This window comes from Halomonas sp. TP35 (assembly GCF_052375975.1).
In the GTDB taxonomy this organism is placed as follows: Bacteria; Pseudomonadota; Gammaproteobacteria; order Pseudomonadales; family Halomonadaceae; genus Vreelandella; species Vreelandella citrativorans.
In genome coordinates, this window is record NZ_JBQSUZ010000004.1 from 1 (window position 1) to 25926 (window position 25926).

The following is a 25926-nucleotide window of genomic DNA, read 5'->3' on the forward strand; positions in this document are numbered from 1 at the left end:
ATCCCCCGGGGCTTAGCCCTCGGGGGATTTTTTTATGCGTGGAATCAAAAACTATGCCTACAAAAAAGCCCTGTCGCGCCTCTCGCGACAGGGCTTTTTGGCTTTATGGCGAGCGAACTAGCCGCAGATCGCCTCCAGCGCTTCGATCAGGCTATCCATCTCATCGTCAGTGCCGATGGTAATGCGCAGGAAGTTGTTAAGCTCCTGCGTATTAAAGTGGCGCACTAAAACGCCGCGTTCGCGAAGGCCCGCAAATAGCTGAGCGCCTGCATGCTCAGGGTGCTGGGCAAGCACAAAATTGGCCTTGGAGGGTAATACCTCAAATCCTAATGCTTCAAGACGCTGACGGGTGCGTTCACGGGTTGTAACCACGCGCTCCCGGCTTGCGTTAAAGTGCGCTTTATCGTCAAGTGCAGCAATACCCACTAGGCTTGCCAGGCTATCTACCGGATAGGAGTTAAATGAGTCCTTAACGCGGTGCAGGCCGTCAATCAACTCCACTGAGCCAATGGCATAGCCTAAGCGTAAGCCAGCCAGGCTGCGAGATTTGGAGAACGTGCCCGTTACCAGTAAATTCGGATAGCGATCAATTAATCCAATCGCGCTTTCGGCGCCAAAGTCGACATACGCTTCATCAACTAATACAACGCGATCCGTTACCCGCTTGAGTAGTGTTTCAATATCCTCAAGCGAATGCGCATGCCCGGTAGGCGCATTCGGATTGGCAAAAATCACTCCGCTACGCGCCGACGCGGCCCCTAGCGACTCCAAATCAACTTCCCACTGCGCATTGAGAGGGTGAGTGCGTAGCTCAACGTTATACAGGTTGGCGTATACCGGATAAAAACTATAGGTAATCGACGGGGCATCAAGCGGTGCGCCGTGACAGAAGAAGGCTTGAAAAGCCAGCGCTAGCACCTCATCTGAACCATTGCCCACAAATACCTGCTGGTTTTCAACGCCGTACGTTTCAGCAAGTTTTGCACGCAGTGCGGCAGACGTTGGGTCGGGATAGAGACGCAAATGGTCAGTCGCGTAGTCACGTAGTGCCTGGCCGACGCCCGGCGCTGGCGGGTAAGGGTTTTCATTGGTATTGAGCTTGATAATACGCTCACGCGGCTGCTCCCCAGGTATATAAGGGGTTAGCGCCTTAACAGCGGGACTCCAGTATTGGCTCATGAGGGTAACCTGATTATCCTTGCATAATAGGCCATGGTCGCTTGATGCTCGCTTAAGCGCAAGCATTCCCCTTACAATCAGGGGTGTGCGTTGCACCTTGTAACGGTTATGCTGTCATAATCGCGCGAAAGAAATGTATGACCAACACGATAAGGAGACACCCCATGCAATTCAGGAGTTTGCTAGCCGGTTCGGCTATGTTGGCATTGTTGGCAGGCTGTGCGACCGGCGGCCCTTCGGCCCAGGAAAGTGACGCAGGCGTTAGCGCGTCACAACAGCGCTATCAAGGCACACTGCCTTGCCGTAACTGTGATGGTATTGATCTGGACGTTACCATGGTGGGCGAAGAAATAAGCACACCTGATGAGCGTACTTTCACACTGGATGCGACGTATCGCAATCACCCTCAAACACCTCCCCCGGAAAACTACGCAGGTAACTGGGAAGTGCTGAGCGGCACGCCGTCTGATCCCGATGCCTCTGTTTACGAGTTGACGCCCAATGGCGACGGCCAAATTTACTACTTTCAGCGTATTGATGAGCGTACGCTGGAGCTAATTGATCCAGAGCGTCGTCGCTTTGAAAATGGCGAAATGTTGCAGTTACAGCGTCAGTAAGTGAGCAGTAACATCCTAAGGCGGCCATTGGCCGCCTTTTGTATTTTATAGCCTGGTAATAGTGACAAAGAGTTAACAGCAACGGGAGTATCAGTGCGGTGGCTAAAGCCAAAAGTGCCTTTGTATGTACAGAGTGTGGCGCGGAGTATCGCAAGTGGCAGGGCCAGTGCTCCAGTTGTAGCGAGTGGAATACGCTGAGCGAAATTCGCCTGGCCAGTGCGCGGCCCGGAAGCGGAAGCAGTGGGTCAGGCCGGGGAGGCTATGCGGGAGACCTCTCCCGAGATGTGGTTGATTTAAGCAATGTCGATTTAAGTGAAGTGCCGCGACTGAGCTCCACCTTTAACGAGTTTGACCGTGTATTAGGCGGTGGCTTGGTACCGGGTTCTGCGGTACTGCTTGGGGGCAACCCAGGTGCGGGCAAGTCCACGCTATTGCTGCAAACGGCCTGTAAGCTGGCCCAGCAACGGCGCATCCTGTATGTCACGGGTGAAGAGTCGTTGTCTCAGGTTGCCATGCGTGCCCATCGCCTACAGCTGCCTACCAACGGCTTGAAAATGCTTGCGGAAACCAGCGTTGAGACCATCTTGGCCGTGGCTGAGCGTGAGAAGCCTGAAATATTGGTGATCGACTCTATCCAAACCATGCATCTGGAGGACATTAGCTCGGCACCGGGCGGGGTAGCCCAGGTACGTGAGTCCGCCGCGGCGCTTACCCGCTTTGCCAAGCAAACCAATACGGTGCTGTTACTGGTGGGCCATGTCACCAAAGATGGCACGCTGGCAGGCCCCAAGGTGCTTGAGCATATGATCGATGCGTCGCTTTTGCTGGAAGGTGGCGCTGACTCCCGCTTTAGAACCCTGCGCGGTCAGAAGAACCGCTTTGGTGCGGTTAATGAGCTGGGCGTCTTCGCCATGCTGGAGCAAGGCTTAAAAGAGGTTAAAAACCCCAGTGCCATTTTCCTCTCGCGTCAGGAAGAGCAAGCACCAGGCAGTCTTGTCATGGTGGTGTGGGAAGGTACTCGCCCTATTCTTGTCGAAGTACAGGCGTTGGTAGATGAATCCGCCTTGGGAAACCCTCGCCGTGTGGCCGTTGGGGTAGACCAAAACCGTTTAGCCATGCTGCTGGCCGTGCTCAATCGCCATGGCGGCCTTTTTACCGGTGACCAGGATGTTTTCCTGAACGTGGTGGGCGGGGTGAAAGTATTGGAGACCAGTGCAGACCTGGCCGTACTGCTAGCTGTCGTCTCCAGTTTACAAAACCGCGCGTTACCCAAGGAGCTGGTAGTGTTTGGCGAAGTGGGGCTTTCTGGTGAAATACGCCCGGTACCCAGTGGGCAGGAGCGTATTGCCGAGGCCGCCAAACACGGATTTTTACGTGCGATTGTACCTCGTGCGAATGCACCCAAGCAGTCACCCAAGGGAATGGAAGTCATTGCCGTCGATAAGCTTAGCGACGCGCTAGAGGCGCTTTAAGTAGGCTACGCTATAAGAATTGTTATTAAGACTGTTATAACAACTGTTCTAAAGACATGCGGTGCCAAGGAGAGACACAATGAGTTCAATTCGCCTAACCCAATACAGTCATGGTGCAGGCTGTGGCTGTAAAATAGCCCCGGATGTACTGGACAGCATTCTCGCCAAAGCGGGGCCGTTAGCCGGGCATAAGCAGCTCATTGTGGGCCATCAAGGACGCGAAGATGCCGCTGTCTATGACCTGGGCGATGGGCGAGGCATGATTGCCACTACGGACTTCTTCATGCCGATTGTCGATGACCCGTTTGATTTTGGGCGAATTGCTGCCACGAACGCTATTAGTGATATTTACGCTATGGGCGGTACGCCGGTCATGGCGCTAAGCATTCTTGGCTGGCCATTAGACAAACTGAGCGCGGAGATTGCAGGCGATGTCATTGCCGGCGCCCAGGGCGTTTGCCGTGAGCTGGGTGTCGCCTTGGCGGGTGGCCACTCGATTGATGCGCCCGAGCCCATTTTTGGCTTGGCCGTGAATGGGCTGATCGACCTGGACAAGTTAAAGCTCAATAGCCGCGCTAAACCGGGTGATCTGCTGTTTTTGACCAAGCCGTTAGGCGTTGGGCTGCTGACCACCGCAGAGAAGCAAGGCCTGCTGGAAGCGGGGCATCATGGGTTGGCTCGGGAAACCATGCTTAAACCCAACCGTATCGGCGTCAAGCTTGCCGATGTAAAAGGCCTTAATGCCATGACCGACGTTACCGGGTTTGGCTTGGCGGGGCATTTGTCGGAAATATGCAGCGCAAGCAACGTCATGGCCCAGATAGATTTTCGCCGCCTACCTCGGCTGGCTCAGGCAGAAACCTATCGTCGTCAAGGGGCCGTTCCCGGCGGTACGCGGCGCAACCGCGATGCCTTAGGTAAAAGCTTGCCTGATATGGATGAAGCTCACTGGCAGTGGCTATGCGACCCGCAAACGTCAGGCGGTTTACTGCTAAGTGTCGACCCTGCTTGGGAAGATGATGTTGAACGAATCGGCCGAGAGTTCGGCTTATCGCTTCAGCCGTTTGGCGTCATGAAAGCCCGTGAGGGCGAGGCGCTGATTGAGGTGGTGGGATAGTGCTTGAGAGAGTTCTTGAAACCGTGCCTGAGACAGTGTTTGAGAATGAGCTTGAAACGATACCTGCATCATTACATTTGATCAGCGAAGCGCGACCCCTGATTGATGTGCGTGCCCCGGTAGAGTTCGCCCAGGACGCGCTGCCGGGGGCGGTGAACCTTCCTTTAATGGTCGATGAGGAGCGCCGTCAGGTTGGTATCGCGTATAAGCAGCAAGGTCAACATGCCGCTATTGCATTGGGCGAGCGGTTGGTTAGTGGTGATATCAAGCAGGCTCGGGTAGCCGCATGGCAGGCCTATTTGGCCGAGCACCCGGATGCGATTATTTATTGCTTTCGCGGTGGGTTACGCTCGCAAATTGCCCAGCAGTGGCTTAACGAGGCGGGCATTGCTAAACCGCGTATTCGCGGCGGCTGGAAAGCCATGCGCCACGCGCTTTGCCAGCGCATAGACGTAGCGGCCGAACAGCCCATGCTGGTAGTTGCCGGGTTAACCGGATGCGCTAAAACCACGCTGATCAATCGGCTGGATAACGGGGTTGATCTTGAGGCTTGCGCTCATCATAAAGGTTCTGCCTTTGGTCGTAGGCCCGAAGCCCCTGCCACGCAGATTGATTTTGAACATGCGCTGGCAGCGCGGCTACTGGCCCTGCCGGGCAAGCTGGTCATTGAAGACGAGTCTCGCCAGATCGGTAGCGCCAATATACCGCTCACCTTCTGGTATGCCCTACAAAAGGCACCGCGTGTGCGCATTGAAATGCCGCTCGATTGGCGACTTGATCAACTCCTGAACGACTACATTATTGAGCTTGAAAGGGAGTACACCGCACACTTCGGGGCGCAGCAGGGCTGGGAATTAATGCAACGCCAGTTGGGCAATGCATTAATCCGCCTTGAAAAACGCTTGGGCAATGCGCGCCTGCAGCGTATGCAACGATTACAGGCACTGGCTTTTAAGGCCCATGGCGAAGGCAATCCACAGGCGCATGAAGCATGGCTTGCACCACTTCTCACTGAATATTACGACCCGCTTTACCGCTACCATCTCGAAAAACAACGAGCGACAGCGGCGCCAGAACTTCATGTGGGGGATTGGGACAGCTGTTGGGAGGCCGCTAAGCAGTGGAGCGCCTAGTGGCTATCTTTCGGCGTGGTTAGCTCACTCTAAGCCATTGCGTCATGATGCGATCAAGCAGGGGGGCCAGCCGATGAAAGCGCGTTGCGTCTTCAAGGATCTGGCTACTTTCCTGGCGAAAGCGGTCTGCTGCGGAAGAGGTAGGCGTAGTGGGCTCGGCATACTCAAGTCGCTTTTTCACATTGGCAAGCGTTACCTCAAAAAGGCAAAGCAAACCGATGACGCGGCCGCTGTCCCAGCTAAAGCCTTGCAGCGGTGCCGCCGCACTGCCGCCCAACGGCAATGCATTATCGGGCAAGCTAAATACATAACGATGCCACATAAAGGCTTCAAACTGCTCGGGTAAGTCAAACGGGCTTTCTGGGGCCAGCGATACGGTATGCCAACCTCTTTCGGGATACGTACCCGGAGCGATGATTGCCTCAAGTGCCTGAGCGATCCACAGGGCCCCAAAGCCAATGCCCATCATGGGCTTTTGACCATCAAGATAACGGTTAATCAATTTGTTTTCGGCTTTAAACCAGGCAGGCGGCTGATCTATAAACGTTTCAGGGCCATCCAGCACGATTAACGCATCGCTTTCTGCCGGACGAGGCGTTAACTCGCCGGCATAAAGATGAAAAATGGTGTAACTATGTCCCATACTGCTTAACCAATCCGTTAAGCGGGCGGGAGCATGATCAGCGCCGTGCTGTAGCAAATGAATATGCATGGTAATCTCCTCGCCGGCCGTACACAGTAAAGGCTGTCAGTGTTAATGACAGCGCGAGTTCGACCATAACGTATTGACCCCATTTCACCAATATTACGCGTTAGGAAATCAGTATGGCGTCCAAGCCCCCAGGATTTTATCAGCAGTTGCAACTGCTTCCGCTACCGGCTCAGCAAGCGTTTATGGCCGCATTATGTGAGCGCCTGCTACCTAATTACGCCCTGTACGAGCAGACCACTGGCCAAGGGGATATTCACACGCTGCGTACTGTAATTAGCCTGGTTTGGGAGCGCTTAAGCGTGCCCAGCGCGAGCATTGATTTTGCGCGTCAGGCGGAAAAGTTGGCGGAGTGCGAGCCGCCTGCTGACGATGAAAGTTTTGGTGCGCGTCGTGCGCTGGACGCGGTGGTTTCCCTGTCGGCGTTGTTGGACACACTGCAGGGTGACTCTCCCGAAGCCGTGCTGGATGTGAGCCGTACGTCACGTGCCGGAGTGCGTGCCTTTATCGAACTTACTGAAGGCGAAGAGGATGCCCAAAAGCTTGCCTTGCTGATTCGTGACCATCCGTTAATGGCCGACGAAAATGATTTTCAGGACGCGGTCTTGGAAGCGGTCAGTGAACCGCGAAACAAAGCCGCGCTTAAGGAAATACGCAAGCTAGGGCGTAACGACGGTATCAGTAATCTGGGCCTTAGCCTTGAGGAAGATGATGAGTGAGGTCAGGCTTGTCTAAAAGCGCAGGCCCGCAGTTACCATCATGCCAGCGGTGCCAAAAATGATGAGGTCAGACTCAAGCCGCCCCCACTGCATACCAATGCTGGGCAGCAGGGCGGGTGCGGTTTCAAGGTGGTTGAGGGGGATTTTGTCCCGATACTCACCTTTATAGCCATGCAGGAGCCCACCGGTGAGTTTGGCCCTGACGTTAATATCTTTGAACTGCCAAAGGGGGAATTCACGCCCGGCATAAACGTACCAGGTGGGCTGATTATACGAGTTTTTAAACCACGCCGTACCTGCAAGCCAGCGGTCTGGGTTATGTAACTCAATGCCGATCAAATTCTGCTGATTGTTATGATCCGGCTGTGGATCAAAGTGGCGGGTTAACAGGCTGGTTTGCACCAGCGTATGGTCCAGCTCAAGCGTCGGAGGCCAGTCCGGCAAGGTGAAGGCTGAGGCAGATGCGCTCAGCCATAAACCAGTTAGCCCTCCCAACCATGGGAAACAACGGGGCATGTAATACTCCTAAAAAGGGACTGGGCAACAAAAATGCTACAGACGCATCTCGATACCGCGTTCTGCCATATAGCGCTTTGCTTCAGGGATCGTATGTTCTCCAAAGTGGAAAATACTGGCGGCTAGCACCGCATCCGCACCACCTTTCAATACGCCGTCCACCAGGTGATCCAGATTGCCCACGCCGCCAGATGCAATCACCGGCACGCTCACGGCTTCTGAAATCGCGTGGGTCACGCCAAGATCAAAGCCGATTTTGGTGCCATCACGGTCCATGCTAGTGAGCAGCAGCTCGCCCGCGCCAAACTCGACCATTTTTTTGGCCCACTCCACCGCATCAAGCCCGGTTGGGCGGCGGCCGCCATGCGTGAAAATCTCCCAGCGCGGCGGCTCGCCTTCACTGGAGACGCGCTTGGCATCAATCGCCACCACGATGCACTGGCTGCCAAAGCGTTCCGCAGCTTCGCGAACAAATTCAGGATTCGTAACGGCGGCGGTGTTGATCGACACTTTATCCGCGCCTGCATTCAGCATTGTACGAATATCGTCACAGCTGCGAATACCGCCACCCACCGTCAGCGGAATAAACACTTCCCCTGCGATGCGTTCGACCATTTCGACAGTAGTGTCGCGGCCTTCGTGGCTAGCGGTAATATCCAGAAAGGTAATTTCATCGGCGCCCTGCTGGTTATAGCGCTGGGCAATCTCGACCGGGTCGCCTGCGTCACGAATGCCGACAAAGTTGACGCCTTTCACCACTCGCCCAGCATCAACGTCCAGGCAGGGAATTATACGCTTGGATAAGCTCACGCTCCGCCTCCTGTCAGTTGGTCGCTAAGACGTTGTGCTTCAGCCACATCCAGGCTGCCTTCGTAAATGGCACGACCGGTAATGGCGCCTAAAATACCGCTATCGGCGACATCGCACAGCGCTTTAATGTCATCCAGATTGGTCACGCCCCCAGAGGCGATGACCGGCAGGCCGCCTTCGCGAGCCAACTGAGCCGTTGCTTCAACGTTAACGCCTTGCATCATGCCGTCACGGGCAATGTCGGTATAGACGATGCTGGAGACGCCGTCATCAGCAAACCGCTTCGCCAAGTTGACGGCTTTAACGCTTGAAACTTCTGCCCAGCCGTCGGTGGCCACGAAGCCGTCTTTAGCGTCCAAGCCAACAATCACGCGACCTGGGAAAGCGCGGCACATTTCACCCACAAACGCGGGCTCTTTAACCGCCTTGGTGCCGATAATCACGTAAGATACGCCTGCATTCAGGTAGTGCTCAATGGTTTCAGCAGTACGAATGCCGCCGCCAATTTGAATGGGCAGGTTGGGATAGGCGCGTGCGATGGCCGTCACGGCATCGCCATTGACCGGCTTGCCTTCAAACGCGCCATTCAAATCGACCAGATGAAGGCGGCGCGCGCCAGCTTCTACCCAGCGCGCGGCCATAGCGACGGGATCATCGCCGTAAGAGGTCGCATCATCCATACGCCCCTGTTTCAACCGCACACACTGGCCGTCTTTGAGATCAATCGCAGGAATTACCAACATAACTAAACCTCTTAGGGCGTCCAGGTGACAAAGTTTTCGAGTAAGCGTAGGCCTGCTCGGGAGCTTTTTTCCGGGTGGAACTGTACGGCAAAGGTGGCGTCGCGGCCAATCGCCACGTGGGCACTGACATCGCCATAATGCGTGGTGCCAAAAACCTGGGCATCGTCGGTAGCATTCACGTAATAACTGTGCACAAAGTAGAAGTGCTCGTTGTTATCAATGCCTGCCCATAACGGATGGTCATGGCTTTGTTCCACCAGGTTCCAACCCATGTGCGGCACTTTTAAACGCTGTTCGTGCGCGTCGCGCATCGTGGTCGGAAAGCGATCCACGCTGCCCTTGAAGAAGCCCAGACAGTCGACGCCGCCGTTCTCTTCGCTTCGCTCCATTAACATTTGCTGACCCACGCAAATGCCCAGCAACGGTTTCGCCTGACGTGTTAGCACATCATCAACCAAACCACGCAGCTCCGTGCGTTCAAGTTCACCCACACAGTCGCGAATAGCGCCCTGGCCTGGCAGTACCAGGCGGGTGGCGCCTAAAATGCGCCGCGGGTCACGGGTGATAATGACGTTCTCGTGCGTTACATGTTCAAGCGCCTTCGCGACAGAATGTAGATTACCCATCCCGTAGTCGATTACCGCAATAGTCATGAAGCGCTCCTTGATCGAGTGAACGAACGGTTACCTGAGCTGTTTACTGTACTGACATCTGTACTGATATATGTACGACAGCCCGCCATTACAGGCTCCCTTTGGTGGAAGGCATCTGCCCCGCCATGCGTGGATCTTCTGCCACCGCCATGCGTAGAGCGCGTCCAAAGGCTTTAAAAATTGTTTCGGCCTGGTGGTGAGCGTTAAAGCCTTTAATGTTGTCAATATGCAACGTGACGCGCGCATGATTAACGAACCCTTGAAAAAACTCCCAGAACAGCTGGGTGTCAAGACGGCCTATGGTTGCGCGCGTAAACTCGACATCCATATAAAGGCCGGGCCGACCAGAGAAGTCGATCACCACGCGGGAGAGTGCTTCATCCAACGGCACATACGCATGGCCATAGCGATAAATGCCGCGCTTGTCGCCAATTGCTTCATTAAATGCTTGGCCCAGAGTAATACCCAGGTCTTCAACGGTATGGTGTTCATCAATATGCAAATCGCCTTTGGCGAGGATATCAAGGTCTATCATCCCGTGGCGTGCAACCTGATCAAGCATATGATCCAGAAAGGGAACGCCCGTCTCGCAGCGAAGGTGGCCTTCGCCATCCAGATTGACGCTGACGGTGATCTGGGTTTCATTGGTATCACGGCTAACCGTGGCAATACGCGCTGCCATGTTGTATCTCCTGCGCTCTAGCGCATTCTGAAGGGAAGGCGATGGGTCGCACTGTTTCATCGCTCTGTTATTAGGACATATATCTGCGGCAAAGCGATCATTATAGAGAATCGGCGCCCCCATCCGCTACAATGCGCGCAATGTAGCCGCCCTTTTAGGCATTAAAAATAGCAGTTTTGCTGCTTTGGCGAAGAGGAGTTCATCATGCCGGTGACACTGGAGCGCGTCGACCAAGCCTGTTGGGAGAACGATGAGCAAGTGCGTCTCGATTTGATACGCATTTATGAGGATGCACCGAAAGAGCGAGTGCCTGCTCAAGCGGTCCTGCCTTTTATAGAGCAACATCTAAAAGCGAAGCACTTTTTTGCCTGCGCGCACTTTAATGATCGTTTGTTGGGGGCGGCGGCTATTCAAGAAGGACAAGACCGGGCATGGTGGCTTTCAGAGCTCTGTGTACGCAAAACCACACGCCGCCGCGGCGTTGGCTCGCGGCTAATGGCACTGCTGGGTGAACAGGCCAAGCAAGAGGAGCGTAAACTGCGTATTGACATCTCATCGCTACCGTTGGCCGACCAGGTGCTGCTCTCCAAGCTTGGCTATCGCCCTGGCACCCGTGCCGAAAGGCCCACGCCGGATCAACCTCTTACCAGCAATTTTGTTGAGTTAGACCCACAAGGGAAAGGGTAATGAAACAGTTATTACGTATTTTGCTGGCTGCTGTCGGCATTCTCGCCATTGTAGGGGTGGCAGCGGTGGTTTATGTGACCACCTTTCTTGACCCCGAAGATTTCAAGCCACGCCTGACGTCCGTTGTGGAAGAGCATACGGGGCTGCACCTGGCGCTTGATGGGCCGATCACATGGTCTTTCTATCCACGCATTGGGGTAAGCGTTGAGCAAGCGCGTGCCTGGCTGCCCGAGCAATCGGAAGAAGATACATCGTTTGCTTCTATACAGCGCGCCGAGGTCAGCGTCGCTTTTGCGCCATTATTGCGCGGCGAAATTGCAGTTGACGGCTTAACGCTGGACGGCATGCGCCTAAACCTTGAACGGGACGAGGCAGGTGAAGGCAACTGGGAGCCGCTGGTCGAGCGTTTGGCTGAAGGTAGCGATGAAAAAGCGCAAACCGTGCTGGCGCCAGCAAGTGCAGGGCCGAATGCCGATGCAGGTAATCTTTCCGTTGTATTGAACATCGCCAGTGTTGAAGTAAAAGACGCCGATATTCGTTTTCGTGATGCGCAAAGCCAAGCGCTGTGGCGCCTGCAGTCGCTGAATGTTTCCGGCAGCAACGTCAATCCGGTAAGCCCTTTCCCTTTAAAAGCCATGTTTACGCTGACCAAACATAATCGTTTGGATGCCGAAGTGCTGGAGCGCACGCCGGATTTAACCACTGATATTGACCTTGATACACGCATGCGCCTTAAGCTCGCAGAAGACAGCGTGGTACTGGAAAATACCCGTTTAAGTACCAACACACGCCTGCACCCGGACAGTGAACCTCAGCGGCTTGGCTTAAGGGCGGCTGAAATCGTTGCGCGGATGGAAGAGAAACAGTTAAGTATCACCGAAGGTGTATTAGAAGCCGGCCTGCAGGACTCTGAAAAATGGCAGGGCAGTCTAGCGCTGGCGCTAGCCTTTGGTTTGGAAAGTGACTGGCAGGCGCAAACCGCACAGCTAAAAGAGCTACAACTGACCGGGCCTGATGGGCTGCGCGTGAGTGGCCACCTGAATGTCGAGCAGATGTTTGATGCGCCTCAATACCGTGGCCAGATTACCGCCGCGCCTTTTACGCTGCGTCCGTGGTTGACTCGTGCAGGCGTTGAATTGAATACCACCAGCGAGGCAGCGCTTAGCGATATCGCCATGACCAGTCCCATTGAAGGGGATGAGCAGCACGTATCGCTACCCAGGCTATCGCTGGTTGTCGATGACAGCACCTTTACAGGGCAAGTTGCCGCCGCACTGGATGGGTCGCAGTTAACGTTTGATTTGGAAGGCGATAACCTGAATGTTGATCATTATCTTCCAGGTCCCGCAACGTCTCAGCAGGCAAGTTTAGGCTTATTGCGCAGGGCGTTTGCCCAGAGTGCAGAGACGTTGCTGCCGCAAGCATGGCTCAGTGAATTGTCAATGGAGGGTGATCTACGTGTCGATACACTTCTGCTGGGAGGTCTTACCTTTAATGACACGCGCTTGCAGCTACAAGGTGAGGAAGGTCTTCAGCAACTAACCGCCTTTGACGCACGCTTTTATGGCGGAGAGCTTAGCGCTTCAGGCCAACTGGATGCCCGCGAGCGGGTAATGGAGTGGGAGCTGGCCCCGACCATTAATAATGTGCAAATGGCATCGCTGATTGAAGCACTCAGTGATGAGGACGAGCCTTCTCCACTGAGAGGACGCTTGCATCTGGATGGCGAGCTAACGTCCCGTGGCAATACCCGTGAAGCGTTGGTCAGTAATCTAAATGGACAGCTGAACGGGCGTCTTAATGAAGGTGCGATTTTAGATATTAATATTTCTCAGCAGATGTGTGAGCTGGCAGCCCAGGTAGAAGGCGAAGGAACCGTCCGCGACTGGCATAACGATACGCGCTTCGAGCGTTTTGATGCGACGTTCCAGATACGTAATGGCGTCATGAGCAGTGACAACCTGAACATCACCCTGCCGGGGATCGAAGTTAACGGAAAGGGCGAGCTGAATTTCAACAGCCTGAACTTTGATACGCGAGCAGATGCACGGTTGGCGAATACCGCCGATGCTGCCTGTGAAGTGAATCCTCGCCTGGAGGAGTTGCCACTGCCCGTTCGCTGTGAAGGCCACATTGGCGATGCAACCAGCGAATGGTGCCGCATTGATCGAGACGCTTTTCAGACCGCCGTGGTTAACCTGTTGCGTAATGAAGCTGGAAACCGTGTGACTACGGAGCTTGAGGAGCGCGTAGGCGGTTCATTGGATCAGTTGGATGAGCGCTTGGGTGAAGGTGCCGGCCAAAACCTTCGCGAAGGTATTCGCCGCCTCTTCAACTGAGCATCCCTGTAAGTCAGTCTGCGCCGGCTAAATGCCGGCGCTTTTTTATTGGTATACGCTGATTGGCTCATTCAGCCAAATACGTTACGAACACGCTAGCGAAGGAGTCCCAATGGCTGATATGCCAACCCCAAGGCTTGAAGCAAGCGAGTTTTATCGCCGTCTGTTGGCCTGGTTTGACCAGCATGGTCGGCACGACTTGCCTTGGCAGTCGCCCCGTAGCTCTTACCGAGTGTGGGTTTCGGAAATTATGCTTCAGCAGACCCAAGTGGCGACAGTGATCCCTTACTTCGAGCGCTTTATGGCTCGCTTCCCAACGCTTGAGTCGCTCGCTCTCGCTCCTCAGGATGAGGTGTTGCACTTATGGACCGGGCTTGGTTATTACGCCCGGGCGCGCAACCTGCATAAGGCCGCTCAGCTGGCGCTGGAAGCGCACAACGGCGAACTGCCCACTGAAAGTGTCGATGCACTAGTAGCTTTGCCTGGCATTGGGCGATCAACGGCAGGCGCGATTATCGCCCAGAGCACCGGCAACCGAGCGGCCATTTTAGATGGCAACGTAAAGCGCTCACTGACACGATTACACGCTATTCCTGGCTGGCCAGGTAAGCCCGCTGTCGAACGAAAGTTGTGGGCGCTTGCCGACTACTACACGCCGTCCACACGCTTGGCGGATTTCACGCAGGCGGTGATGGATTTTGGTGCCACCTTATGTAAGCGCAGCAAGCCTGATTGCACGTGCTGCCCGTTTAACGATGTATGTCTGGGGTACGCTCAGGGTGAGCCACAGCGCTATCCTGAATCCAAACCCAAAAAAGCGTTGCCCACTCGCTGTACGATTATGCTCCTGCTACGAGACTCCCAAGGGCGCGTCTGGTTGGAGCAGCGCCCGCCTAGCGGTTTGTGGGGTGGGCTATGGAGCTTGCCGCAATTCGACACGCACAGTGAACTGAACGACTGGCTTGAACAGCACGTCGTATCGCCTAAACGTGAGACGGCCATGCCAGGCTTCCAGCATACCTTTAGCCATTTTCGTCTTGAGATTACCCCTCAGCCGGTTTCCTGCGATAGGCTGAGTGAAGTAAGAGAGCACGGAGTGTGGTTTGATGTTAACCACCCCCGGGCGCTTGGCTTAGCGGCGCCTGTCAAAGCGCTGCTGGGTCAACTGACACCTTTTGCCCTTAACTTAACGCCCGGGCGTGTATAAGGCCTTGGGCGTCGCTATCCACCAAGGAGTTATCAATGAGTAATACGGTTTTTTGTCGTAAGTATCAAAAAGAGCTGCCAGCTCTCCCATTTCCACCGCTACCTGGCAAGCAGGGCCAAGAGATCCAGGCTTCTGTATCCAAGCAGGCGTGGGAAGAGTGGCAGGCGCTGCAGACCCGTTTAATCAACGAAAAGCACCTGAATATGCTCGACCCGGAAGCGCGCGCCTACCTGATGGATCAAATGCAACGCTTCCTGAATAACGAAACCACCGACCAGGCCGAGGGCTATGTGCCGCCTACGCAGGTGTAGTCGAATGCTCAGACAGGCGGCAATCGCAGGAATTACGGGCGTTTCAGTCCTACGCCGTTAGTCGTAGAGTTACCCTAAGCGACGGTTAGAAAAGAAAGTTTCACAAAGGTGTTGACGAAAAGCTGAGTTTTTAGTTTAATACGCACCGTTGGCAGCGGCCAGATAGCTCAGTTGGTAGAGCAGGGGATTGAAAATCCCCGTGTCGGCGGTTCGATTCCGTCTCTGGCCACCAAACGTTGGGGTATCGCCAAGTGGTAAGGCACCGCTTTTTGGTAGCGGCATTCCCAGGTTCGAATCCTGGTACCCCAGCCATTGCCAACAAGATTTCTTGTTGATTGTAGAGCCTAACAGCGAAGCAATCATGTTCTCAAGAAAATGTGAAGCGCCGACATAGCTCAGTTGGTAGAGCAACTGACTTGTAATCAGTAGGTCCCGGGTTCGACTCCTGGTGTCGGCACCATCAAAAGATGGTTAAAAGCAACACGTTAGAGAATTAGATTAAGCCGCCCTAAGGGGCGGCTTTTTCGTTTACGTAGAACTCTACATAGATATTAGACTAAGTCTCTTAAGTATCTACCCGTTATCTGTATCTTTTGGGCGGGTTGACCCTCTACATTGCCGTTAATACTGAAGCTTTCCTGTTCCGCCGTTCCTTGCAGCAAAAGATTAAAGTTTGTCGCTTGCCCAAATATCGATCTTGAATTGTTGTTATAACGATTTACTTCAATAGTTGCTGTGACGTTTTTGCCATCTTCCTGCCTTATGTGACCTTGGTAAACGTAACCTAAGTCCCCCCCATTTACTGAGCCGTCTTTAACGGTAACAACACCACCAGAGCCTTCGGCTACTTGTGATCGAAATGAAACTACATATAAACCATTTTTCATGGGTAGTGCTCCTGTGCGTGGTTGCAGGAACAGCATTAACATTGATTCTGGTTTGTTTCAATTTACTTAGATTATTCTAATTCTTGGCCTGGGTGGCTAACCAACGGTACGCTTAAGTCGTAAGTATCCATCATACTGGCTGAACGGTGGCCGCTGGCCTCTTGCTTTTCGTGGCGTGTGCCTTTGGTGTCAGTAATGCCGCGACGTTTCAGGTCGTGAAGGCCGAAACGTTCTTCTTCTGTAATCACACCTTCCTCAATGGCCAGTTTGATCAAGCGCTGCCATGCGGTGTCCAGGCTCGACTTTCTTAAATCGCTGCCGTCGGCCGCCACAATCAGTGGCCGTGCTTCGGGGTGCATTGGTACTGGCTTTCCTTTGGCTTTCCAGATCCCGGCGCGGCGCTCGGTTGCGGCTGTCCAGGCGGCGGTTAATCTTGGGTACCAGCGTACAACATTATCCCGCGAGCCCTTGCGGCGGTTGGTCATCACGCCGTCAGCTGTGCTGTTGGCATCGCTTAGGGTCACGACCTCAATACCACGCAGGCGGCAAATATAGGCTAGCTCCATCACTATCCAGAGATAGGGCGCGCATGCGCCTTTCTCGCCGCGTGTGCGTTGGCCGCGCTGGCGAGCAAATTCCGTTAGTTGGGCAATAGTGGTTAGCTCTGGCAAGCGGCGCTGTTTGCGCTCTTTTGCCGATTCGACGCCTTGGGCTGGGTTGCTATCGCAGTAACCGCGGTTAATACCCCAGCGGAACAAGCGGCGAAGGTAACGTAACAGGTGGTTGGCTTTTGATGGCGTGCCCTCGGCGGCGATCTTATCAACCAAACGCTGCACCAAGGCCGGTGAAAACTGCGCTGTGGGTAAATCTCCCAGCGGTCTATTCAATTTGGTGGGTATCTCCAGCAGGGCGTTCCTGCAGTATTCATAATCTTGCTGGGTTTTAATGGCCAGCTCTTTTAACTGTGCCGAGTCGTGAAACTGCTTGGCCAGGTAGCGCAGTGTGCGGCGGTCGATGCCGCTGCGCTGTTCCATGATGCGGTGCAATTCTGACAGCGTTGCATCGGCCCCGGCGATCCGCTCGGTTTTGAGCTTACCGGCTTCATCGCGGTACTGAACATACCAGCGGCCCCGGCCGCGCTTATCAAAATAAACTCCGTTCGGGAGCTTTGTCTGGTTGATGTGCGCCGGTATATCGGGGCTATGTTTTCGCGGGCGTGTCTTCATAGTATGTCGCTAGGGCTTAGCTCTTTTCCCGGGGCGGCTTCAATGCCGCCCGCTTTGTTAATGAGGTCAATGGTGGTCCAAGGTCCACGACGGCCATTAAATACGACCACCCCTTGTTCACGCAGGCATCGCGCGGCGTCGGCGGGCCGCTGGTAACCGGTGATGGCTTTCAGCTCATCGCAGTCTAATACGTTTTGTAGGCTCATTGCTTGCCCCTTGCCCGCCAGCGATTGAAGCGGTTGCGGATCATGCGAAAGGTTTGGCACGCCGCCTGGTTGCTATCCAGCTCGGCGCGGCTATTAATCTTGCACGCGGCGATCAGCCAGTCGCGGGCGTCTTCTGCGTTATGGGTACCGTCGGGCAGGGCAGCTTCTTCAATGCCAAACTTGGCCCGCCGGCGGCGATCCAGGTAGAGCTGGAACGCTTTATCTTGGCAAAGCATCGCGGCTTGGCGGGCATAAGCCCCGCCCTTGGGCTGGTTAGCGCACATGCCGCCCCCTTAACTCACGAATGCCTTGGCACTCGATGCACGTAGTCGCCCACGGCGCTGCTTGGCGGCGAGCGGCTGGGATCTGATAACCGCAGTCGATGCATTCATCGTGTGCGGCTGGTTTCGCAAGCTGGGCGCGGTTGGCTAGCGTGGCTTCCAGGGTGCGTTGGGTAATTTCCGCTGCGCGGTCGACGTTATCGGCCATTACTGTTCCTTCGGTTAGCAAAGTTCTGGCGGGAAGAACTCTTCTTCCTCGCTAAATGATGTAGGGGGCGGTGATGCAGCCATTCTTCTGGCCGCTTCGCGGTCTGCGATGACGTCTCGGTGCACCGCTTCCAGCTCTGCTCTATAAATTTCTGAGCTTTGCCACTCTTTAAATCGGGCAAGCTGGGCTTTTAGCTCCGCTGGTGATGGCTCGCGGGGCTGAATATCTGGCCCCTGCGTACAGTTAGTGACACGAGTCCAAGGGGACGCGGCTTCGCCGCCTCCCGAAACCCCCTGGTGGCTGCGCGACTTGCTGCGTACTTGCCAGCGGTAGAAGCGGGTCAGGTATTCGTGTTCGTTGCCCCGGCCGTCGGTTACCACGATGCCGAAGGTGCCGATGGTCTGCTCGCCATGGCGGCCTTTGGCTTCGATGCCTTCGTGTACCTCGCCGGTGGAATGGCTGAATTCGATGCGGTCGAGATCCACGCGCGGCATCGTCCAGGGTTTGATGGGGCGCTGCTTACGGGGCAGGTTGGGGCCACCCATCAAGCGCAAGAACTGATCCCACTGGCCGGAGTTCGCGGCTTTGCGGATCTGCTCAAGGCGGCCAGCAATGCGTTTATCGGGTCGGGTGGCAGCCTCCCAGCTTTCCAGTTCATCCAGGTGCTGTTCATTAAGGCGGCGAATTTCACGCCATACGGTCACGCTGGGCAGCCCCACAAACTGAAACTGGCGGATACCCCACACAGCGGCCCACGACTCGATACGCGGCGCCACGCTGTTCAGGTCGTGGCCATAGGTGTCCTTGTCGTCATCGGCCACACCATCGCGAGTGAACTGCTCGCCGTTAATGTTCTTGCTGATGTACTTGGCCACGTAGCCAGCGGCGGTGCCTTTGGCGTAGTTGATGCGCTCTACCTTGAAGCGGGCGTTATTCTTGCGGCCCCGGCGGTCGAAAAGCTCTTCGGGTGTGTCGGCTTCCGCGTGGTCGCGCATGATGTGGTTCACGCGGTTGGCGTCTTCGCGCTTCATCCAGATCAATAGGTGCCAGTGGGGCGTGCCATCGTGATTAGGCTCCACGACGCGAATGCCGTAGATGCCAAGATTTTCACGGGCAAGCGCTGCGCGTGTGCGCGCCCACACCTTCTGTAAATAGGCTTGCGCCTCGCGGGGCGTGCTGCCGTCGTACTTCGGGTTGCGGGCACTATTGCTAAATAGCACCGGGTGGAAACGGCTGGGCGCGGTGATGGTGTAAAACATGCCCACGTGGCCCAAGCGCCGGGATTCCGCCTCGGTGTCGCTGATGCGCAGCATCAATTCCGCGCGGCGGTGGTCAGGGTTGGAAAGCCCCAATTCGGCGAGTTCGGCCAGCGTATAAACCTGACCCTCTTGATTGATGGCTTCCAGTGCTTCCAGCAATGCGCGGTTACGGTTCTTCTGAGAACGGCGACGTTCCAGCGTTACATTGCTGCAATAGATGCCCGCGCGTTTGTGCACGCGGTGGGCTTCACGCTGCACCTGCTCCAACCGGCGGCCGCCCAAACGGCGCAGCTGGCGGCGCCACCAGTTTGGGTCTGTCAGCTTGGCCAGCTGTACGCCGCTTTTTAGCCGTAGGCTGGGCGGGTTAATACCGTGTAAGCGCGCCCGGTGGCGGGCGATGGTGAGCGCCATTTCATTGACGACGGCCAGGTTCATCACCGGCGCACGGTGCCAGTTAAAGACTGCCATCAATGGAATGATGCCCATGGGTGGGCTTAACGGGTTGCGTGAGTTAGCGATTTGTAGCGCCACTTCCCGCGCTTGGCCTGAAAGCGTGCGGGCCTTGGTGGGCTTGAGGTTTAACGAAGGCGGTAGCAGGCCCAAACGCAGGCGGCGGTTATGCTCGGCAATGCCGCCAATCAGCTTGCTGCGTTCGCGCTCCAGCGCCGTGGCTTGTGCTTCGGCATGGTTGATGACCGCTTCATCATCGTGGGTAACGTTTAGGCCGTGCAGTACCAGGCTTTCCTCAACGCGGGCCAACCAGCGGCAGCCCTGCTGCAAACCTTCAATGGTGGTGGGCGCACGCTTCACCAGCCCGTTGAAGCCGCGCTCAAGGTCGGCCTTGATGGCTTCAAAGCGGCGGTAGATGCTGGCCGGGTCGATCAGTTCTTTAGAGTTATGGCGTAACCAACGGTTAGCGGCCGCGTGGCCGTGGCGTTTGGATACATGCACATAACCGCTGGCGAGCTGGTCGGCCAGTGAGGGCAGGCGTTCAAAGTGTCCCTTCAGGAACAGGTAGCAATCTTTGGTGCCCGAGCTATAGCCGAAGGCGAGTTCCAGCGCGCTCACTGGCCACCCACCTGCACGGCGGCGATGTCGAGCTTGTAATCATCCAGCACGCCATCCAACTGGCTAAAGCGTTCGCCTAATTTCTCAGCTTCCCGGCCAACTTCCTCGGCGGCCATTTGGTAGCCTGCTTGCTCAAGCTTGCCCGCCAGAAATTTGAGGCGTTCATTGATGATGTAGAGACTTTCCATGGTGGCCTGAGTATTCATGCCACCCCCTTTTCAATCAGGCTAAGCCAGTGCAGTGCCGCCTTGGTATTGCCTTCGGCAAGCGCCTGGCGTGCGTGGCTGGCCAGCTCGGCGCTTGGGTGCTGGGCGCGGTTGCGTAGCTGGTCTTTCAAGCCGCTGGCGTAGTCGCTCATGCGGTGGATAGCCGCGCGGACCGTATCGCGTGCGGGTTTAGCCAACTGGCTGATCTGCAGGGTGGCATCTTCCTTGATACCCGCGCTTTTCAGCACCAGGCGCCGTTCTGCAAAGGGCAGGTTTGCCCATACGTCGACCAGATCCTGATCGGCCGCGCGGTTGTGTAGCTCGGCGCGGAGTTCGCCAAAGCCTGCGCGGTCGGGTTGAATGCTGGGTGTTAGGGGAAGGTGGGCCACGTTACTCATCGGCTTTTTCCTCGTAGTGTTCATCGTTAACCGGCGTTTCATCGAAGTTGAAGCCCATTTGGCGAAGCAGAAAGGGTGAGCTTTCAAGCTGAACGTCGGGGTTGGGGCAGCGGCTCGGTACCAGGGTGTGAAGCATTTGCATGAACCCGCTACAGCGAAAACCGCATTCCCATTCATTGCTGCAGTTCCAATAAATAACGCGATAGATCGGCAGCAGTGACCGGGAGGTACGGATCTTCATGTGCGAACCGCAGTGCGGGCAGTTGAAGCGCAGGCGGCTGAACGGCACTGTGTTCTGTTCGTTTACCTCTTCAGTCACTGCGATCTCCTGATATGGGGTAAAGGGCGCGGCCCCGGCCAGTGAGCCCTTGGGTGCCTTTGCGCAAGCGGCGGCGGGTCAGCCACTCGGCAGCTTCATCAATGGAATTCAGGCCTTCTTGTTGTCGTACCGCCTCAAGCTGGCGTTCGAGTTCGTCATCCAGCAGTAGGTGGTTTTGGGGCATTTCAAGTGCTCCTTGAGGACCTTTTTCGTGCCTGTCTTTACGACGCACGCTGGCCCACACTGGTGTTCACAAGGTCGCCAACGCCCAAGGTGTCGAGCGCTTCTTTCAACACCAGCTGGCGTAGCAAGGTAGCCTTCGACATGCCGGTGTAATCGACCAGGGCATCGATCAGCTTTGCTTCGTACTCGTCCAGGTTGATGGCGGCGTAGCGTTGGCGGATTCGGCGAGTGTCTTGGTGCATGACAGCGTTCCTTATGCAGCGGCACGAAGGGTTATTCAGCAGAAAGGGTGTCTTGGTCGTACTGGGCAATGCCGCGCAGCATGAGCATGCGGGCGGTGGCCGATTTGGAGCGCATTTCCAGTTGCTGAATCCGCTCAAGATCTGCGCACTCGGTTTCCGTGAGGTAGGTCATCACGGCCTGATCGCAGCCTTTTGGGGCATAAAGTGGCTTTGGGGTAATGGTGTTGGCGGTAGTCATGGGTTAGGCTTCCTTAATAAAGTGAAAGACTTTGAAAGAGATAATCGGGCGGTTGGGTTAGCGCTCGTAAAGACGTATCAGCTTGCGCTGCAGAAAGTGTTCATCCAGATGGGCACGCAGTTCGCAAAGGGCGTCTTCGATATCCACGGCGGCGGCGCCGTTGGCCTGCATCGTGGCAGCGAGTTGGCCAGCCGCCTCGGCGGTGGTGCGCTCTTCCAGCGCTTCGAGATCGGCCAGCGGGTTGGCCGCGCCGATATCGGCGGTGATGGCTTGGCGGGTAGCTGGCGTGCAGCGGTTTAGCTCGACCTCGATACCGCGGAACAGAACAGTTGTGCTGGCCTTAACGCTATCGGCTTTAACGGCATTAAGTGACCAGGTTAGGTGAGGCGCTTTTTGGTCGAGTTGGAAGGTAGCGGTGAGATCGGTAACGCCAAACCCTTGGGTGATCAACATGACGTTAAGCAGTTCATCAAACGGCATAGTGGTTTTTTGGCAAGAGGAATTGAAGTCTTCAACTCCTTGCTGCGCTGACTCAGTGGTCAGTATCCCTTTGGTGGCGTTAACAACGAGCTTTTCCACCGTGATAAGCGGTGAAGTATTAGCAGGTGTGGCCATGGCAGTGGCTCCCTTGCAAAGTGAAGTGAAGTAAAAGACATCGATAGAATGGAATCAAATGATTCCATTGTCAATGGAGAATGGAATTAAATGACTTCAATGGGAATGCGTTTGCGTGAAGAACGAGTGCGGCTGGGCTTCTCCCAGACCGAGCTTGGAGATATCGCAGGCATTACGAAAAACACTCAAATGCTCTATGAGAGCGAGAAGCGCATTCCCAAAGCTGACTATCTGCTGGCTTTGGAGTCAGTTGGCGTAAATACGCACTATGTACTCACTGGAAGTCGTTCGATTTCATCTAACGTGACGCTGGTGGATTCATCCGATGGCATGGCATCTATACCGATGTACGACATTGAAGCTGCTGCAGGCGCCGGTCGCAGCTTCGAGGGAGAGCCGATTAAGACGACCTTGCAGTTCCCGCGCAGCGAGCTGACCGCCCAAGGGCTTGACCCATCGCAGGTCGTTGGCGTGCAGGTTCGGGGCGACTCGATGGACGGCACCTTGGCCGATGGTGACTGGGTGCTGGTTAACCGTGGGAATCGCGATCCGAAGCAGGAAGGGGTTTTTCTGCTGTTGGTCAGCGGTGAGCGGCGGATCAAACGGGTGCAGCGTTTAGCAGGGGGCGCGCTGTATTTGATCAGTGATAACGAGCTTTATCAGCCTGAAATGATTAAGCCGCAGGATATGGGGGATTTGGAGATTCTGGGGCGGTGTGAGATACGGATTGGGCGGGTGGTTTGAGTCTTAATAATTAATGAGCAAGGGATAAGTATGCATTCAGTTTCTCTGTATCACATGCGGGCATTTAATAAACTTAGAAAGTATGATGACGGGTCCAATTACGCCCCTTTAGATGATGTTAATGGTAAAGATCTTGTTGATATATTTAAAGCCTTTGCTGATGAATTAACTAAAGATGATTTTGAAGTGTCGGAAGAAGATAAGACTGTTATTTCTTTTCAGCAGCCTAATGTCTCTGCAGGAGGTAGGTGTATATGGGGTATTATAAATACCGGGGAATTTGGGAATAAAGGGAATATACAGGACTATAGGACTGGGAAGCTGAGCTATGCAAAAAAGCCAAATGATGCCGATGTGAGAGAGATTTTTTATCTGCTTTTTTCTCCCGAGAAAAAGAACGAAGCAATTTTTGTATTGCATAATATTAGCGGTAATGGGGTTAAGACTATTCTGGATAAAAAGTTTGGGCAAAGATTTAAGGCGCAGACAAGATTGAACCTTCAGTTTAATCCAGTAGCTTATGAGAAAGCTGTTGAGCATTGGCTTCAAGGCCAGGTCAAAGAGATAAGGGCTATAAACTTTGCCCCTTTTTCAGATAAAACGGACGCTCTTCCTGGGATGGGGCATAAACAGGCGATTTTAGTTTTGAAGCCTGAGCGCAATAGAAGCTTTGGTAAATTTATGAATTTTCGTAAAGGTGAAAGGTCTGAAGCAATTGAGTTTTTAGAAACAAATTGTAAAGACTTAAAAGCAGTTGTTGCAATTGACGGAAAAGAAAGAGTTTTCCGTATTGGAGGTAATAGGCAGAACCCTGTTTTTCGGCTAGACTTAGGCGAAGAAGTGACGATAGAGCATGGTGTGCCTGACTTTAATGAAATGTATGAATGGGCTGTAGGCGTGGTTAATGATATTTGTTCTAAGGTTTATCCGGGGATGGGGGTTAAGTTATGTCCAGAAAAGTAGATGTCTTTTTTATTCTTAAAAAGCATTGTCAAACATTAAGTGTCTATAAAGGTGGTGAGGAGAAAATATCATTTATAGATATTTTTTCATTTTTCTTGCTGCCAGCACTTCTTGGTGTTTTGGTTGCCGCTTTTTCACACGGTATAAGCGATAATATTCTTACTCTTACTGTGAATTTTGGCGCAATCTCGACAGCTCTTTTAATGAGTGTTTTAGTATTGGTTTACGACCAAGAAGCAAAAATAAAAGATGTTCAAGAGAAAAGTCGTTTAGTAGGTGGAAATGCTGATGATAAATTAATTCTTCTCAAAGAGCTGTATCAAAATATTTGTTACACTATTGTTGCGTCTATTGTTTTAGTAATTTTTTCGGTGGCTGGAATGTCCATGATCGGAGAAAATCTTTCTTGTTTTAGGCAAATAGGTTTGCAAGTGGCTTCAGGGATAGTTGTTGCTGTTTTTGTGAATGTAGTGCTTACTATGCTTATGGTAATTAAAAGATTTCACGCGCTGCTCACTAATTAATGATTGTTGTTTTAGCTTTCGCTAAAGATTTTTCTTAATCTCTTTCAATGCTTCAAATTCTACCAAATCGTAATCAATTTTCACATCTCTTATTAAGTTGCTTTCATAGTGCTTTTGATATTTTGCTTCAAGCGTGGTTAAAGGATTCTCTATCTCTTGCATGCCTAGATGTTGAAGGATAAAAGAAAGTCTCTTTTTATTTCTTTCGATTTCTTCTTCAAGTTCTATTATTTCGATTTTGATGTGCTCTTTTATTGCGTCATATATGAAAGCAAAATGTGCCTCAGTTGGTTTGTCTGCAATATAAGCGGCTACACCTTCGTCATGCTCATCAAAATGAGTATCTTCATGAAATTGAGTTTCTAGTCTTCTTTTAAATCGAAATAATTTTTCTATTTTTGACTTTTTATCTTTGTTTGAATAAAGGGATTCAATGATTCTCCATGCTGTTAAGTCCCTAATGATTAAAATTAATGGCTTGAGTATAGTAGCGATAGCAATGGTTCCACCTGCTGCCAGTATAGAAATTAAAATCGTTTTTATACTTAGTGAAAGTGCAATTTCTCTCGTTACTTCTTCCATGTTAATTCCATGTTGTCTATGTTTTATTTAATATTAACTTAGTTATGTTTTTTTTGGAACTAGCGGGCATGCACAACCATCAGCTTATCCCGGTGGGTGGTACAGCGCGGCCTGCGGTTCGCGCAGCGTAGGTGCCAGGGGGCGTTCTTTTCCGGCAGCCCAAGCGTACCGTTTCCTTTCCCATCTTCTCATTGAGTGCACCCATGGTGGCCATTAGCTATTGGCTGTGCCGGTCGAGTCGACAAAACCAATCATAATTTGCCTTACCTATTGTGGAATGCTGTCGTTTTATACAGTATTAGACTCTGGGAGCGCGGCAGGAAAATTCTAATATACGTCGCGTCATATCAAAAACGTCAGGGCAAGGGCATGCGCGTAAACTATTTGGGGCCAGCAGTTATGGGGGTTAAACACCCGGCGATAGCGGAGTTTGATCAACGGCGGTTTTCACCCAGTTATTTTTTAGTCGAGGTGAGCGAAGAGGCGACACCGGGTGGGCCGTGGATGGAGGGGGATGTGCTGGTAGTGGATGAAGCGCGCTCGTTTGGGCATGCGGATCTGGTGGTGGCCGAGGTGGAGGGGGAATACCGATTGTTTAAATCGCACCGAGTGGGTAGCCGCTGCCGATTGCTGCCGCCCAATGGTGGCGAAGGGTGTTTTGTTAACCCTGAACAGTTCAAAGGGGTGGTGGTGAAGCAGGCGAGGTGCTGGGCTTTGTAAGCAATCTCTTACAAACGTGACGGTAATGTCTTACATCGCGAAGCTGCATTGTCTGTTAGGTTGAGGGTGCGCTTGGATGCGCTAGCCGGATGGAGCCAGCTTTACTGTAAGGATACGGATACCAAAAACCCTCGGCCATTGGATGGCCGGGGGTTATATTTTA

General features: G+C 53.7%; 34 protein-coding genes and 3 tRNA genes. 16 read left to right on the top strand and 21 right to left on the bottom strand.

Translation table 11 applies throughout. The features are described from left to right. Positions 1 to 117: 117 nt before the first annotated feature. Complete coding sequence (hisC, locus tag ACT3RU_RS06695) at positions 118 to 1179, bottom strand: histidinol-phosphate transaminase (protein WP_192527560.1); 1062 nt, start codon at positions 1177 to 1179, stop codon at positions 118 to 120. Between the two features lie 164 nt (positions 1180 to 1343). Here hisC and ACT3RU_RS06700 point away from each other — a divergent pair, with 164 nt between their 5' ends. From ACT3RU_RS06700 to mnmH, 4 genes are all read left to right on the top strand, one after another. Continuing rightward, a complete protein-coding gene (locus tag ACT3RU_RS06700; protein ID WP_087108571.1) occupies positions 1344 to 1796 on the top strand; it encodes a copper resistance protein NlpE N-terminal domain-containing protein in 453 nt (150 codons plus the stop codon). Positions 1797 to 1894: 98 nt separating this feature from the next. Continuing rightward, the gene (gene radA / locus ACT3RU_RS06705; RefSeq protein WP_192527561.1) at positions 1895 to 3268 is read left to right on the top strand and encodes a DNA repair protein RadA; all 1374 of its coding nucleotides are present in this window, start codon (positions 1895 to 1897) and stop codon (positions 3266 to 3268) included. A 79-nt stretch (positions 3269 to 3347) separates the two neighbouring features. Then, the gene (gene selD, locus ACT3RU_RS06710) at positions 3348 to 4385 is read left to right on the top strand and encodes a selenide, water dikinase SelD (RefSeq protein WP_192527562.1); all 1038 of its coding nucleotides are present in this window, start codon (positions 3348 to 3350) and stop codon (positions 4383 to 4385) included. A gap of 35 nt (positions 4386 to 4420) precedes the next feature. Next, positions 4421 to 5518 (top strand): tRNA 2-selenouridine(34) synthase MnmH, encoded by a 1098-nt coding sequence (gene mnmH, locus ACT3RU_RS06715; protein WP_192527642.1) that lies wholly within the window; start codon positions 4421 to 4423, stop codon positions 5516 to 5518. A gap of 19 nt (positions 5519 to 5537) precedes the next feature. Here mnmH and ACT3RU_RS06720 read toward each other — a convergent pair whose 3' ends face one another. Then, on the bottom strand, positions 5538 to 6230 hold the full coding sequence (locus ACT3RU_RS06720; RefSeq protein WP_192527563.1) for a type 1 glutamine amidotransferase: 693 nt from the start codon (positions 6228 to 6230) through the stop codon (positions 5538 to 5540). A 113-nt stretch (positions 6231 to 6343) separates the two neighbouring features. On the opposite strand from ACT3RU_RS06720, the gene ACT3RU_RS06725 reads away from it, so the two are divergent. Next, positions 6344 to 6946 (top strand): YjaG family protein, encoded by a 603-nt coding sequence (locus ACT3RU_RS06725; protein ID WP_192527564.1) that lies wholly within the window; start codon positions 6344 to 6346, stop codon positions 6944 to 6946. A 12-nt stretch (positions 6947 to 6958) separates the two neighbouring features. On the opposite strand, the gene ACT3RU_RS06730 is transcribed toward ACT3RU_RS06725, so the two are convergent. The 5 genes from ACT3RU_RS06730 to hisB all read right to left on the bottom strand — a co-directional run bounded on the left by ACT3RU_RS06730 (position 6959) and on the right by hisB (position 10350). Beyond that, a complete protein-coding gene (locus ACT3RU_RS06730; protein WP_192527565.1) occupies positions 6959 to 7462 on the bottom strand; it encodes a hypothetical protein in 504 nt (167 codons plus the stop codon). Positions 7463 to 7498: 36 nt separating this feature from the next. Beyond that, positions 7499 to 8272 (bottom strand): imidazole glycerol phosphate synthase subunit HisF, encoded by a 774-nt coding sequence (gene hisF / locus ACT3RU_RS06735; protein WP_087108557.1) that lies wholly within the window; start codon positions 8270 to 8272, stop codon positions 7499 to 7501. After that, a complete protein-coding gene (gene hisA, locus ACT3RU_RS06740) occupies positions 8269 to 9015 on the bottom strand; it encodes a 1-(5-phosphoribosyl)-5-[(5-phosphoribosylamino)methylideneamino]imidazole-4-carboxamide isomerase (RefSeq protein ID WP_192527566.1) in 747 nt (248 codons plus the stop codon). Before hisA ends, hisF begins: the two co-directional genes overlap by 4 nt. 11 nt (positions 9016 to 9026) lie before the next feature. After that, on the bottom strand, positions 9027 to 9668 hold the full coding sequence (gene hisH, locus ACT3RU_RS06745; RefSeq protein WP_192527567.1) for an imidazole glycerol phosphate synthase subunit HisH: 642 nt from the start codon (positions 9666 to 9668) through the stop codon (positions 9027 to 9029). A gap of 88 nt (positions 9669 to 9756) precedes the next feature. Beyond that, entirely contained in the window at positions 9757 to 10350 is a 594-nt protein-coding gene (gene hisB / locus ACT3RU_RS06750) for an imidazoleglycerol-phosphate dehydratase HisB (protein ID WP_087108551.1), read from the bottom strand. A 204-nt stretch (positions 10351 to 10554) separates the two neighbouring features. Between hisB and ACT3RU_RS06755 the strand changes: the two genes are divergently transcribed. From ACT3RU_RS06755 to ACT3RU_RS06785, 7 genes are all read left to right on the top strand, one after another. Continuing rightward, entirely contained in the window at positions 10555 to 11037 is a 483-nt protein-coding gene (locus ACT3RU_RS06755; protein ID WP_483392595.1) for an acetyl-CoA sensor PanZ family protein, read from the top strand. Continuing rightward, complete coding sequence (locus ACT3RU_RS06760) at positions 11037 to 13376, top strand: AsmA family protein (protein ID WP_192527569.1); 2340 nt, start codon at positions 11037 to 11039, stop codon at positions 13374 to 13376. Before ACT3RU_RS06755 ends, ACT3RU_RS06760 begins: the two co-directional genes overlap by 1 nt. A 112-nt stretch (positions 13377 to 13488) precedes the next feature. After that, entirely contained in the window at positions 13489 to 14583 is a 1095-nt protein-coding gene (mutY, locus tag ACT3RU_RS06765; RefSeq protein WP_192527570.1) for an A/G-specific adenine glycosylase, read from the top strand. A 35-nt stretch (positions 14584 to 14618) separates the two neighbouring features. Then, positions 14619 to 14894 carry an oxidative damage protection protein gene (locus tag ACT3RU_RS06770; protein WP_087108543.1) on the top strand — a complete coding sequence of 92 codons (276 nt, stop codon included), beginning with the start codon at positions 14619 to 14621 and terminating at the stop codon, positions 14892 to 14894. 156 nt (positions 14895 to 15050) lie between these two features. Next, a tRNA-Phe gene (locus tag ACT3RU_RS06775) sits at positions 15051 to 15126 on the top strand. A gap of 5 nt (positions 15127 to 15131) precedes the next feature. After that, positions 15132 to 15206: transfer RNA gene (locus ACT3RU_RS06780), tRNA-Gln, on the top strand. A gap of 72 nt (positions 15207 to 15278) precedes the next feature. Continuing rightward, positions 15279 to 15354, top strand: a tRNA-Thr gene (locus ACT3RU_RS06785). A 91-nt stretch (positions 15355 to 15445) separates the two neighbouring features. On the opposite strand, the gene ACT3RU_RS06790 is transcribed toward ACT3RU_RS06785, so the two are convergent. The 13 genes from ACT3RU_RS06790 to ACT3RU_RS06850 form a co-directional block, all read right to left on the bottom strand. Next, positions 15446 to 15781, bottom strand: coding sequence for a GrlR family regulatory protein (locus tag ACT3RU_RS06790; protein ID WP_483392596.1), 336 nt, complete (start codon positions 15779 to 15781; stop codon positions 15446 to 15448). A gap of 71 nt (positions 15782 to 15852) precedes the next feature. Then, the gene (locus ACT3RU_RS06795) at positions 15853 to 17007 is read right to left on the bottom strand and encodes a site-specific integrase (RefSeq protein WP_483392597.1); all 1155 of its coding nucleotides are present in this window, start codon (positions 17005 to 17007) and stop codon (positions 15853 to 15855) included. After that, positions 17004 to 17213, bottom strand: a complete 210-nt coding sequence (locus tag ACT3RU_RS06800; protein WP_444680841.1) for a hypothetical protein — start codon at positions 17211 to 17213, stop codon at positions 17004 to 17006. Before ACT3RU_RS06800 ends, ACT3RU_RS06795 begins: the two co-directional genes overlap by 4 nt. Beyond that, on the bottom strand, positions 17210 to 17497 hold the full coding sequence (locus tag ACT3RU_RS06805) for a hypothetical protein (protein ID WP_444680842.1): 288 nt from the start codon (positions 17495 to 17497) through the stop codon (positions 17210 to 17212). The genes ACT3RU_RS06800 and ACT3RU_RS06805 overlap by 4 nt, the downstream gene beginning before the upstream one ends. Next, on the bottom strand, positions 17487 to 17702 hold the full coding sequence (locus ACT3RU_RS06810) for a TraR/DksA C4-type zinc finger protein (protein ID WP_126981681.1): 216 nt from the start codon (positions 17700 to 17702) through the stop codon (positions 17487 to 17489). Before ACT3RU_RS06810 ends, ACT3RU_RS06805 begins: the two co-directional genes overlap by 11 nt. Positions 17703 to 17716: 14 nt before the next feature. Further along, entirely contained in the window at positions 17717 to 20029 is a 2313-nt protein-coding gene (locus ACT3RU_RS06815; RefSeq protein WP_483392598.1) for a replication endonuclease, read from the bottom strand. Continuing rightward, positions 20026 to 20235 (bottom strand): hypothetical protein, encoded by a 210-nt coding sequence (locus ACT3RU_RS06820; protein WP_483392599.1) that lies wholly within the window; start codon positions 20233 to 20235, stop codon positions 20026 to 20028. Before ACT3RU_RS06820 ends, ACT3RU_RS06815 begins: the two co-directional genes overlap by 4 nt. Then, on the bottom strand, positions 20232 to 20633 hold the full coding sequence (locus tag ACT3RU_RS06825) for a hypothetical protein (protein WP_483392600.1): 402 nt from the start codon (positions 20631 to 20633) through the stop codon (positions 20232 to 20234). Before ACT3RU_RS06825 ends, ACT3RU_RS06820 begins: the two co-directional genes overlap by 4 nt. After that, complete coding sequence (locus ACT3RU_RS06830) at positions 20626 to 20952, bottom strand: Ogr/Delta-like zinc finger protein (RefSeq protein WP_483392601.1); 327 nt, start codon at positions 20950 to 20952, stop codon at positions 20626 to 20628. The genes ACT3RU_RS06825 and ACT3RU_RS06830 overlap by 8 nt, the downstream gene beginning before the upstream one ends. Continuing rightward, positions 20945 to 21136: a hypothetical protein gene (locus ACT3RU_RS06835; protein ID WP_483392602.1), complete on the bottom strand. Its 192-nt coding sequence runs from the start codon at positions 21134 to 21136 to the stop codon at positions 20945 to 20947. The genes ACT3RU_RS06830 and ACT3RU_RS06835 overlap by 8 nt, the downstream gene beginning before the upstream one ends. A gap of 37 nt (positions 21137 to 21173) precedes the next feature. Continuing rightward, positions 21174 to 21377 (bottom strand): hypothetical protein, encoded by a 204-nt coding sequence (locus ACT3RU_RS06840; RefSeq protein ID WP_483392603.1) that lies wholly within the window; start codon positions 21375 to 21377, stop codon positions 21174 to 21176. Positions 21378 to 21408: 31 nt separating this feature from the next. Beyond that, complete coding sequence (locus ACT3RU_RS06845) at positions 21409 to 21615, bottom strand: hypothetical protein (RefSeq protein ID WP_444680849.1); 207 nt, start codon at positions 21613 to 21615, stop codon at positions 21409 to 21411. Positions 21616 to 21672: 57 nt separating this feature from the next. Then, positions 21673 to 22230, bottom strand: a complete 558-nt coding sequence (locus ACT3RU_RS06850; protein ID WP_483392604.1) for a hypothetical protein — start codon at positions 22228 to 22230, stop codon at positions 21673 to 21675. Positions 22231 to 22320: 90 nt separating this feature from the next. On the opposite strand from ACT3RU_RS06850, the gene ACT3RU_RS06855 reads away from it, so the two are divergent. From ACT3RU_RS06855 to ACT3RU_RS06865, 3 genes are read left to right on the top strand one after another with little or no spacing between them, the layout of a single operon-like run. Continuing rightward, positions 22321 to 22974 carry an XRE family transcriptional regulator gene (locus tag ACT3RU_RS06855; protein ID WP_483392605.1) on the top strand — a complete coding sequence of 218 codons (654 nt, stop codon included), beginning with the start codon at positions 22321 to 22323 and terminating at the stop codon, positions 22972 to 22974. A gap of 30 nt (positions 22975 to 23004) precedes the next feature. After that, complete coding sequence (locus ACT3RU_RS06860; protein ID WP_483392606.1) at positions 23005 to 23937, top strand: hypothetical protein; 933 nt, start codon at positions 23005 to 23007, stop codon at positions 23935 to 23937. Then, a complete protein-coding gene (locus ACT3RU_RS06865) occupies positions 23922 to 24461 on the top strand; it encodes a hypothetical protein (RefSeq protein WP_483392607.1) in 540 nt (179 codons plus the stop codon). Before ACT3RU_RS06860 ends, ACT3RU_RS06865 begins: the two co-directional genes overlap by 16 nt. A gap of 21 nt (positions 24462 to 24482) precedes the next feature. On the opposite strand, the gene ACT3RU_RS06870 is transcribed toward ACT3RU_RS06865, so the two are convergent. Next, positions 24483 to 25043, bottom strand: a complete 561-nt coding sequence (locus ACT3RU_RS06870) for a hypothetical protein (protein WP_483392608.1) — start codon at positions 25041 to 25043, stop codon at positions 24483 to 24485. 369 nt (positions 25044 to 25412) lie between these two features. Between ACT3RU_RS06870 and ACT3RU_RS06875 the strand changes: the two genes are divergently transcribed. After that, entirely contained in the window at positions 25413 to 25763 is a 351-nt protein-coding gene (locus ACT3RU_RS06875) for a S24/S26 family peptidase (protein WP_483392609.1), read from the top strand. Positions 25764 to 25926 lie beyond the last annotated feature (163 nt).

Coding starts and splice junctions, on each gene's coding strand:
- hisC (WP_192527560.1), bottom strand. CDS start 1,179: ATGAGCCAATACTGGAGTCCCGCTGTTAAGGCGCTAACCCCTTATATA.
- ACT3RU_RS06700 (WP_087108571.1), top strand. CDS start 1,344: ATGCAATTCAGGAGTTTGCTAGCCGGTTCGGCTATGTTGGCATTGTTG.
- selD (WP_192527562.1), top strand. CDS start 3,348: ATGAGTTCAATTCGCCTAACCCAATACAGTCATGGTGCAGGCTGTGGC.
- ACT3RU_RS06720 (WP_192527563.1), bottom strand. CDS start 6,230: ATGCATATTCATTTGCTACAGCACGGCGCTGATCATGCTCCCGCCCGC.
- ACT3RU_RS06725 (WP_192527564.1), top strand. CDS start 6,344: ATGGCGTCCAAGCCCCCAGGATTTTATCAGCAGTTGCAACTGCTTCCG.
- ACT3RU_RS06730 (WP_192527565.1), bottom strand. CDS start 7,462: ATGCCCCGTTGTTTCCCATGGTTGGGAGGGCTAACTGGTTTATGGCTG.
- hisA (WP_192527566.1), bottom strand. CDS start 9,015: ATGTTGGTAATTCCTGCGATTGATCTCAAAGACGGCCAGTGTGTGCGG.
- hisH (WP_192527567.1), bottom strand. CDS start 9,668: ATGACTATTGCGGTAATCGACTACGGGATGGGTAATCTACATTCTGTC.
- hisB (WP_087108551.1), bottom strand. CDS start 10,350: ATGGCAGCGCGTATTGCCACGGTTAGCCGTGATACCAATGAAACCCAG.
- ACT3RU_RS06755 (WP_483392595.1), top strand. CDS start 10,555: ATGCCGGTGACACTGGAGCGCGTCGACCAAGCCTGTTGGGAGAACGAT.
- ACT3RU_RS06760 (WP_192527569.1), top strand. CDS start 11,037: ATGAAACAGTTATTACGTATTTTGCTGGCTGCTGTCGGCATTCTCGCC.
- mutY (WP_192527570.1), top strand. CDS start 13,489: ATGGCTGATATGCCAACCCCAAGGCTTGAAGCAAGCGAGTTTTATCGC.
- ACT3RU_RS06770 (WP_087108543.1), top strand. CDS start 14,619: ATGAGTAATACGGTTTTTTGTCGTAAGTATCAAAAAGAGCTGCCAGCT.
- ACT3RU_RS06790 (WP_483392596.1), bottom strand. CDS start 15,781: ATGAAAAATGGTTTATATGTAGTTTCATTTCGATCACAAGTAGCCGAA.
- ACT3RU_RS06795 (WP_483392597.1), bottom strand. CDS start 17,007: ATGAAGACACGCCCGCGAAAACATAGCCCCGATATACCGGCGCACATC.
- ACT3RU_RS06800 (WP_444680841.1), bottom strand. CDS start 17,213: ATGAGCCTACAAAACGTATTAGACTGCGATGAGCTGAAAGCCATCACC.
- ACT3RU_RS06805 (WP_444680842.1), bottom strand. CDS start 17,497: ATGTGCGCTAACCAGCCCAAGGGCGGGGCTTATGCCCGCCAAGCCGCG.
- ACT3RU_RS06810 (WP_126981681.1), bottom strand. CDS start 17,702: ATGGCCGATAACGTCGACCGCGCAGCGGAAATTACCCAACGCACCCTG.
- ACT3RU_RS06820 (WP_483392599.1), bottom strand. CDS start 20,235: ATGAATACTCAGGCCACCATGGAAAGTCTCTACATCATCAATGAACGC.
- ACT3RU_RS06825 (WP_483392600.1), bottom strand. CDS start 20,633: ATGAGTAACGTGGCCCACCTTCCCCTAACACCCAGCATTCAACCCGAC.
- ACT3RU_RS06835 (WP_483392602.1), bottom strand. CDS start 21,136: ATGCCCCAAAACCACCTACTGCTGGATGACGAACTCGAACGCCAGCTT.
- ACT3RU_RS06840 (WP_483392603.1), bottom strand. CDS start 21,377: ATGCACCAAGACACTCGCCGAATCCGCCAACGCTACGCCGCCATCAAC.
- ACT3RU_RS06845 (WP_444680849.1), bottom strand. CDS start 21,615: ATGACTACCGCCAACACCATTACCCCAAAGCCACTTTATGCCCCAAAA.
- ACT3RU_RS06850 (WP_483392604.1), bottom strand. CDS start 22,230: ATGGCCACACCTGCTAATACTTCACCGCTTATCACGGTGGAAAAGCTC.
- ACT3RU_RS06855 (WP_483392605.1), top strand. CDS start 22,321: ATGACTTCAATGGGAATGCGTTTGCGTGAAGAACGAGTGCGGCTGGGC.
- ACT3RU_RS06860 (WP_483392606.1), top strand. CDS start 23,005: ATGCATTCAGTTTCTCTGTATCACATGCGGGCATTTAATAAACTTAGA.
- ACT3RU_RS06865 (WP_483392607.1), top strand. CDS start 23,922: ATGTCCAGAAAAGTAGATGTCTTTTTTATTCTTAAAAAGCATTGTCAA.
- ACT3RU_RS06870 (WP_483392608.1), bottom strand. CDS start 25,043: ATGGAAGAAGTAACGAGAGAAATTGCACTTTCACTAAGTATAAAAACG.
- ACT3RU_RS06875 (WP_483392609.1), top strand. CDS start 25,413: ATGCGCGTAAACTATTTGGGGCCAGCAGTTATGGGGGTTAAACACCCG.